Origin of the sequence: Marinobacter sp. UBA2498 (assembly GCF_002341575.1) — a bacterium.
GTDB classification, from domain to species: Bacteria; Pseudomonadota; Gammaproteobacteria; order Pseudomonadales; family Oleiphilaceae; genus Marinobacter; species Marinobacter manganoxydans.
The window spans coordinates 24,625-31,565 of record NZ_DDOI01000043.1; the positions used below are offsets into that span (position 1 = coordinate 24,625).

Below are 6,941 nucleotides of genomic sequence, written 5' to 3' on the forward strand. Positions count from 1 at the left end.
GCGCCGGAACGTCTCGACCTCCTTCATCCCTTTTTTCATGGTCTGGGCCACGCGCACCGGATCGTCGATGATGATCTCGTATTTGCTCGCAGCCTCATCCCCGAGGGCGTTCCGGATGAACTTGTCGATCATCTCGAAGTATTCCGCGTTTTCCTGCCGGCCGGTAAATACCACCGGGAAGGGTAGATCCGCATTGTCCGGATGCAGCAGGATCCCGAGCAGGTAGAGAATTTCCTCGGCGGTGCCGACACCGCCCGGGAATACAATCACGCCGTGACCACAGCGGACGAACGCTTCCAGGCGCTTTTCAATGTCCGGCATGATGACCAGTTCATTGACGATAGGGTTTGGGGCTTCGGCGCCAATGATGCCGGGTTCTGTAATACCGATGTAGCGACCGTTCTTTACCCGCTGCTTGGCGTGGCCAATGGTGGCACCTTTCATGGGCCCTTTCATGGCACCCGGGCCACATCCGGTGCAGATGCTCAGGGCCCTGAGCCCCAACTGATGACCGACATCCTTGCTGTACTGGTATTCTTCATGCCCGATGGAGTGGCCACCCCAGCAGACCACCAGGTCCGGTTGTCGTCCTGCCTGCAGCACCCGGGCGTTGCGGAGAATGTGGAATACGTAATTGGTCAGGTCTTCTGGATCATCCCGGCGAAAACCGGCGGCTGTCTGAGGGATCGAATGCGAGTAGATAATGTCTCGTAAAACCGAGAACAGGTGCTCGCGGATCGCCCTCAGCATTTCGCCATCAACAAAGGCATGGCCGGGCGCATTGATCAGTTCCAGTTTGAGGCCCCGGGGCTGCGGTACCAGGCGGACATCAAAGTCGGCATGGGATTCCATCAATGCCTTGCAGTCGTCAGTCTCGATGCCGGTATTGAGAACCGCCAGCGCGCATTGGCGGAACAGCCGGTAAAGGCCGCCTTCGCTGCGGTCCTTGAGGCGGTTGACCTCATGATTGGAGAGAATTTCAAGGCTGCCCTCTGGTGAGACGAGGGCATTGATGGTGGTTTCCTGCATTAACGGTGAAACTCCTGGATGTTGCGGAAATGCCCGATTTTGAGGCACGCAGTCAAAAGGGTAGACTAAGGCCTTTCAGTACAATACGCCACCCGACAAAATTCCGATTTATGAAACTGCTTATTCGTCCCGCTCCGGAAGTTGCTATCAAGAGTAAACCCGTCCGTCGCCAGCAGATGCGTCATCTGCGCCAGAACATCCGAAAGCTGCTGGCGCGGCTTGATCCGGAGATTCGGGTTGAAGGCAGCTGGGACAGGGTAGACGTGGAGGTGCCAGACGGTCGTGGGTTGTCCGGGCCGGCCCTTGAGCTGCTTTTGCGCATACCGGGCATTTCCACGATCCAGGAAATCGGAGCGTTTCCATTTGTCAGTCTGGAAGACGTTGCCGAGAAGGCTGTTGAGGCCTTTGCGGACCGGTTGGCTGGCAAAACCTTTGCCGTCAGGGCCCGACGTCACGGTGAACACAGTTTCCGCTCTATTGATCTGGAGCGCACCGTGGGTGCCGCGCTTATGCAGGCATCGGGTGCCAGTGGGGTTGATCTGAAATCCCCACAGGTTGAGGTGCGGATTGAAGTCCAGGACGACCAGTTCCATATTGCCCATCGCAAGCACCGGGGGTTGGGCGGCTATCCGCTGGGCAGTGTCGAAAATGTGCTGACCCTGATTTCCGGGGGCTATGATTCTTCGGTGGCGGCTTACTTGATGATGCGAAGGGGTTTGCGCAATCACTTCCTGTTTTTCAACCTCGGAGGCACGGCTCACGAGGTTGGTGTGCGCCAGGTGGTGCACTACCTGTGGGATCGCTACGGTGCCTCCCACAGTGCCAAGTTTATCTCGGTACCCTTCGAGGGCGTGGTTGCCGAAATCATGCGATCGGTGAATCACCGTCACTGGGGGGTGGTTCTGAAACGCCAGATGCTGATGGCGGCTGCCGAGATTGCTCGCAAGAACAACTCAGTGGGCGTGGTAACCGGCGATGCAGTGGCCCAGGTTTCGAGTCAGACTCTGAGCAACCTCAACGTGGTAGACAGGGCCAGTGACGAGGTGGTTCTGCGCCCTTTGGTGTCCATGGACAAGGAATCCATTATCCGCATCGCGCGGGAAATCGGCACGGAATCTTTCGCACGAACCATGCCTGAATACTGCGGAGTGATCTCCCAGAAGCCTGCCACCCGGGCCAAGCTGCACCGGGTGGAAGAAGACGAGGCCCAAATGGACGCCGCGGTTCTGGCAAACGCCATTGAGGCACGTGAGGAAACGCCGGTAAACCGGTTGCTGGAAACCACGGTAACGCCAGAGGAAGTGGAGCTCGTGCAGACACCCTCGGTGGATGATGTGATCATCGACGTGCGTCACCCCTCGGAAGGCGAGCAGTCACCGTTGATGTTGACCAACAACGAGATTCTGCAGATTCCATTCTATGAGCTGAACCAGCAGATACCAGAACTGCCGGCGAACCGGCAATACCTGTTGTACTGCGATCGCGGCACCATGAGCCGCATGCACGCCGGGCATCTGAAGGCCGAAGGGCACGAAAACGTGAAGGTATACGTGCCCGCAGCCTGAAGCGTCAGCCTGCCAGACCTTTGAAGAACTGCTGGACGTTCTCGCTCAGAGCCTCCAGATCGTAGCCCCCCTCCTGAACCACCAGCGTCGGCAGCCCCAGCTGACGCACATGGGTGCTGAGCTTGCAGAACCCTTCGGAAGAGACTGACACCTTGGCCTGTGGATCGTTCTTGTAGATATCGAAGCCGAGGGCAAGGATCAGGGCATCCGGCTGGAAAAGTTTGATGGCCGCCAGGGCTTCATCCAGTTTTGCGAAGAAATCTTCTTCCGTTGATCCGTGGGGCATCGGCATGTTGATGTTGTAGCCAAAACCTTCCCCTTCACCACGTTCGTTCTCAAAGCCGCTGACGACCGGGTAGAAGTTGGTGGTGTCGCCATGGATGGAGATGTACAGCACATCGCTGCGATCGTAGAAGATTTCCTGAATGCCCTGGCCGTGGTGCATGTCGGTATCCAGAATCACGATCCTGGGGAACCGTGTTTTCATGTGCTCGGCGGCGATGGCGGCATTGTTCAGGTAACAGAAACCACCGGCTGCATCCCGGCGGGCATGGTGCCCCGGCGGGCGACAGACCGCATACGAAGTCCGGTCGCCGGCGATCAGTGCATCAGCCGCACCCAACGCGCTCTGGGCAGACCAGTACGCGGCATGCCAAGTGTGTTCGCCAATCGGACAGCTGCCATCAGCCTGATAGCGGGCCGCCTCGGCGAGAATGCCAGTCAGGTGATTCGGGGAACGGACGAAAATATTCGAAATAACCTCATCGCCCCAGTCATCCATCTGTTTCCAGCGCCGATGCGCAGATTCAAGAAAGCGCAGGTAGCCCAGATCGTGGACTTTTGAAATCGGCCCCGCGCCCTGGTCTGCTGGCTGCAGCACAGAGATGCCCAGTTCCCTGAGTCCGCCCAGCATTTCACCAGTGCGGGCAGGAATTTCCTGGGGCTGGCGCATCTGTCCCCGGGTAAAGTAGGTCTGTGGAACATGCTCATCCTGTGCGGGATGGAAAAATGCCTTCATTGTCCGGTCTCCTGGGTGTCTGATCCCCCGAGTATAGGCACACTCAGGCGATGATCAAAAGCCTGCCCTTGACTTTACAGGTTGGGATACAACATCCACTATGAAAGACATAAAACACTGACGCAACCAGATTACCCTTACTGCGCCCCACTCGGGGCGGAGCCAATCACAGAAGAGGAGCCGAGATGATCGAGTCACCCCTGCTGGAAAAGCTGACCGGCTATATCGGTGGTCGCTGGACTGACAATGAACATGGCAACACCTTCGATGTCTATAACCCGGCAACGGGTAAGGTGATCGCCCAGGTCGCATCCATGTCGGAAGACGAAGTGAACGCCGCCGTTGCCTCCGGCAAGTCGGCACTGCGACTGACCAGTCCCTACAGCATCGAGACCCGCCGGAAGTGGCTGGAAGACATCCGGGATGCGCTCAAGGCCAACAAGGAGGAAGTCGGTCGGATCCTGTGCATGGAGCATGGCAAGCCGCTGCAGGAGGCCCAGGGTGAAGTGGATTACGCCGCCGGGTTCTTCGATTACTGCTCCAAGCACATCCAGGCCCTGGATGCCCATACCATTCCGGAAAAGCCGAAAGACTGCACCTGGACGGTTCACTACCGGCCCATTGGTGTCACCGGCCTGATCACGCCCTGGAACTTCCCCATTGGCATGATCGCGAAGAAGCTCTCCGCTGCGCTGGCGGCAGGCTGTCCCTCGGTGATCAAACCGGCCAGCGAAACCCCGCTGACCATGATCGCCCTGTTCAGCCTGATGGATAAGCACACCGACATACCTGACGGCATGGTGAACCTGGTGATGGGTAAAGCCAGCGTGATCGGCAAGGTTCTCTGCGAGAGCCCCGACGTGCCCATGCTCAGCTTTACCGGTTCCACCGAAGTGGGCCGCAAGCTCATTGTCGATACGGCGGATCAGGTCAAGAAACTGGCCCTGGAGCTGGGCGGCAACGCGCCGTTCATTGTCTTTGATGATGCCGATCTGGACGCTGCAGCTGATAACCTCATCGCCAACAAATTCCGTGGTGGTGGCCAGACCTGTGTCTGTGCCAACCGGATTTTCGTGCATGAGAAAGTGGCCGATGCCTTCGGTGAAAAGCTTGCCGAGCGTGTTAACAAGATGACCGTCGGTGACGGCATCAACGGCGACGTGGATCTTGGCCCGCTGATTAACCAGGCTGGCTACGACAAGGTCAAACGCCACGTTCAGGACGCCCTTGAAAAAGGCGCCACCCTGGTTGCCGGCAAGAAGCCGGAAGATCTTGGCAACGACCTGTTCTTCCCGCCCACCGTGGTCCACGGTGTGAACCGGGAGATGTCCTGCTACCAGGAAGAAACCTTCGGCCCGCTGGTACCCATGGCCCTGTTCCGCACGGAAGAGGAAGTCATCGAAGCCGGTAACGACACCGAGTTCGGCCTGGCCTCCTACGTGTTCACCAACGATGCCGAACGCGCCCAGCGTGTGGCTGCCGGCCTTCGCTTCGGCCACTGTGGCTGGAACACCGGCACCGGCCCGACACCGGAAGCGCCGTTTGGTGGCATGAAGGCCTCCGGCATCGGTCGTGAAGGCGGCCTGGAAGGTCTGTTCGAGTTTGTAGAAGCGCAGACTGTACCAAGAGGTTTTTAACAGAGAAGCCATCTCCAAAGCGAGATAAGCGCGGGGGCGGGGCTCTGTTCAGGACTGTCTGTGGCCAAGGATGGCCACAGCCAAGCGCACATGGATGTGCTCGTAGCGTGTCCTGAACAGAGCCCCGCCCTCGTGCGTTCCTCCCTGGATAAGGGCTAACCCAGACCCCAAAGAAATCCCTCTTTTCTCCTGTTATACTCAACAACCTGTTTATTTAACCAGTAGCGAACCGATTCTTTATGGACGTCTCCCACATCATCGATCCGTTGAACGATGCCCAGCGTGAAGCTGTTACCGCTCAGAACGATCACCTTTTGGTTCTGGCCGGCGCAGGAAGTGGCAAAACCCGTGTTCTGGTGCACCGGATCGCCTGGTTGATGACCGTGGATCGGGTACCGCCCACTGGCATCCTGGCGGTTACGTTTACCAACAAGGCCGCCAAGGAGATGCGTTACCGTATTGAGCAGATGATGGACATTCCGGCTCGCGGCCTCTGGTTTGGCACCTTTCATGGCATCGCGCACCGTCTGTTGCGCTCGCACTGGAAAGACGCTGGCTTGCCGGAGAACTTCCAGGTGCTGGACAGTGACGACCAGCTGCGGCTGATCAAGCGGGTGATGCGGGAAAACCAGATTGATGAGAGCAAGTGGCCGCCGAAGCAGGCCCAGTGGTTTATCAGTAGCCAGAAGGACGAAGGGCTGCGGGCGGATCATATCCAGGAGAATCCGGGCGACCATTTCCTGTCGATCATGCTGAAGATCTATCGCCAGTACGAAAAACTCTGCCAGCAGGGTGGTCTGGTGGATTTTGGCGAGTTGTTGCTGCGATCCCATGAACTGTGGCTGCATCGTCCGGAGCTGCTGGCCCATTACCAGAGCCGGTTCCAGCATATCCTGGTGGACGAGTTTCAGGACACCAACACCATTCAATACGCCTGGCTGCAGGTGCTGGCCAGCAATCGCGTGCCAATGACGGTGGTGGGGGACGACGATCAGTCTATCTACGGCTGGCGGGGCGCCAAGGTCGAAAACATCCAGCAGTACCAGCGGGATTTCCCCAATGCCCGGTTGGTGCGTCTGGAGCAGAATTACCGCTCCACCCAGATGATCCTGAAGGCGGCCAACGCGGTGATCGCCAACAACCAGGGCCGGCTGGGCAAGGAGCTCTGGACCGACGGTCCGGAAGGCGAACCGATCAGCCTGTACGCGGCGTTCAACGAGCAGGACGAAGCCAACTACATTGCCGACAGCATTTCTGCCTGGGTGCAGGACGGCAACCTGCGCAGTGAATCCGCGATTCTCTATCGCTCCAACGCCCAGTCCCGGGTGCTGGAAGAATCGCTGATGCGCCAGGGCATTCCTTACCGGGTATACGGTGGCCTGCGATTCTATGATCGTCAGGAAATCCGCAACGCCCTGGCATATCTGCGGTTGGTCCAGTATCGCCGCGACGATGCGGCGTTTGAGCGGGTGGTGAACGTGCCGCCCCGTGGCATTGGCGCCAAGAGCCTGGCGGAGCTTCGGGAATACGCGACCGAGCAGAGTATCTCATTGTGGGAATCCGCCGAGCGTCTGCTGGAAGCCGGGCAGGTTAAAGGCCGGGCCAAAACCGGGCTGCAGTCTTTCATTGCGATCATCGAAGGCCTCTCCGACATGGTGGGCGATGCTTCGTTGCATGGCCTGATGAAGCAAT

At 58.3% G+C, this 6,941-nt stretch carries 5 protein-coding genes; 3 read left to right on the forward strand and 2 right to left on the reverse strand.

What is annotated here, in order from left to right:
- Positions 1–1,029: nucleotide 5'-monophosphate nucleosidase PpnN (gene ppnN, locus B2W52_RS04925; protein ID WP_286801684.1), on the reverse strand; the 1,029-nt coding region annotated here is incomplete at its 3' end.
- A 110-nt stretch (positions 1,030–1,139) separates the two neighbouring features.
- On the opposite strand from ppnN, the gene thiI reads away from it, so the two are divergent.
- The gene (gene thiI, locus B2W52_RS04930; protein WP_286801688.1) at positions 1,140–2,594 is read left to right on the forward strand and encodes a tRNA uracil 4-sulfurtransferase ThiI; all 1,455 of its coding nucleotides are present in this window, start codon (positions 1,140–1,142) and stop codon (positions 2,592–2,594) included.
- Between the two features lie 4 nt (positions 2,595–2,598).
- Here thiI and B2W52_RS04935 read toward each other — a convergent pair whose 3' ends face one another.
- Positions 2,599–3,612 (reverse strand): histone deacetylase family protein, encoded by a 1,014-nt coding sequence (locus B2W52_RS04935; protein WP_273018399.1) that lies wholly within the window; start codon positions 3,610–3,612, stop codon positions 2,599–2,601.
- A gap of 185 nt (positions 3,613–3,797) precedes the next feature.
- Between B2W52_RS04935 and B2W52_RS04940 the strand changes: the two genes are divergently transcribed.
- Both B2W52_RS04940 and B2W52_RS04945 read left to right on the forward strand, forming a co-directional pair.
- Complete coding sequence (locus B2W52_RS04940; RefSeq protein ID WP_273069549.1) at positions 3,798–5,249, forward strand: NAD-dependent succinate-semialdehyde dehydrogenase; 1,452 nt, start codon at positions 3,798–3,800, stop codon at positions 5,247–5,249.
- 239 nt (positions 5,250–5,488) lie between these two features.
- The coding region (locus B2W52_RS04945; RefSeq protein WP_286801693.1) for a UvrD-helicase domain-containing protein at positions 5,489–6,941 on the forward strand (1,453 nt) is incomplete at its 3' end.